The sequence below is a fragment of the Pseudomonas sp. ANT_J12 genome, from assembly GCF_008370045.1.
In the GTDB taxonomy this organism is placed as follows: Bacteria; Pseudomonadota; Gammaproteobacteria; order Pseudomonadales; family Pseudomonadaceae; genus Aquipseudomonas.
The window spans coordinates 1-1,427 of sequence record NZ_VOBN01000052.1 but is presented as its reverse complement, the minus strand read 5'-3'; the positions used below and the strand labels follow the sequence as shown (position 1 = coordinate 1,427).

Below are 1,427 nucleotides of genomic sequence, written 5' to 3'. Positions count from 1 at the left end.
TAATGCCGATCAGTTAAGCCCTTTTACTTGACCTTTGGCCGCAAGAAATCAAAATCCGATGCCTGTATTGGCATCGGATTTTTTTATGCGTCTCGCTCGGGCACTGGAACTGACCCACAACATCGTCTCCACCCCCAACTCAATTGAGGGATTGAATTCCTTGCTCGATCCTTCTTTGGTCGAGCAGGCACTTGAACAGGCAGGCGTTGCGACTTTACGCAAGCGGCGCTTGCCGTTGGAAATGATGCTTTGGTGCGTGATCTCCATGGCGTTCTTTCGGCGCATGTCGGCGTGGGATGTGGTCAGCCGCATGAATATCATGCTGCCGGGCCAGCGCCCGTTGGTGGCACCCAGCGCGGTGGTTCAAGCCCGTCAGAGATTGGGCAGCGAGGCTGTACGACAGGTCTTCCATCTGACTCAGAAAAGTTGGCATGAGGCGGCCGCTCATCCGACTTGGGCCGGTTTGCGCTTACTGGGTGTCGACGGTGTCGTCTGGCGAACACCCGATACACCGGAAAACCGTGCACGTTACGACTCCGCCAGTAACCAGCATGGCGACACTGGTTTTCCGCAGGTGCGCATGGTCTGCCAGATGGAGTTGACCAGCCATTTGCTGATCGGCAGTGCGTTTGACGGCTATCGCAGCAACGAGATGAAGCTGGCGGAGCAACTGATCGAGACCACGCCCGATCACTCGTTGACGCTATTTGATCGTGGTTTTTATTCGTTAGGTTTACTGCATCAATGGCAGCAGGCAGGGATCGAACGTCACTGGCTGATGCCGCTGAAAAAAGGCTCGCAGTACGAAGTGCTTCAGCGTTTGGGGCGCCAGGATGCGGTTGTCTCATTAAACACTTCGCCGCAGGCCCGCAAGCAATGGCCGGGGCTGCCGGAGCGTCTGACCGCGCGACTTCTGAGCAAAACCGTCAAAGGCAAGGTGTGTCAGATCCTGACCTCAATGGCCGACCCGCTACGCTTTCCATCCGACGAAATCGTCGACCTGTACAGCCAGCGATGGGAAGTCGAATTAGGGTTTCGGGAGATGAAACAGACCTTGCTCAACAGCAGTTATACGTTGCGTAGCAAGACGCCCGAGATGATCGAGCAGGAGCTGTGGGGGGTGTTGTTGGGCTACAACTTGTTGCGCTATCAGATGGTGGAGATGAGTCGTCACTGTCCAGGTATTTACCCATGCGAAATGAGTTTTACCGCCTGCACCTGGGCGATTCTCGGGTTTATCAACAGCGTCTCCGCCGACCGTTCCGGGAACATCCCCAAGTACCTGACTGAGTTGCATGCCTCAGCCCCGCACTATGTCCTGCCGCATCGGCGAGAGGAGCGTATTTATCCTCGGGCCATCCGGCTTAAATCACCGAAGTATCCGATCAGAAAGAAAAATGCCAGTCAGCTTAACTGACTGGCATTAG

The 1,427-nt window shown here is 55.4% G+C and carries 1 protein-coding gene; it reads left to right on the top strand.

Annotated features, from left to right (window positions below; translation table 11 throughout):
• Positions 1–85 precede the first annotated feature (85 nt).
• Positions 86–1,417 (top strand): IS4 family transposase, encoded by a 1,332-nt coding sequence (locus FQ192_RS33840; protein WP_149662283.1) that lies wholly within the window; start codon positions 86–88, stop codon positions 1,415–1,417.
• Positions 1,418–1,427: the final 10 nt, after the last annotated feature.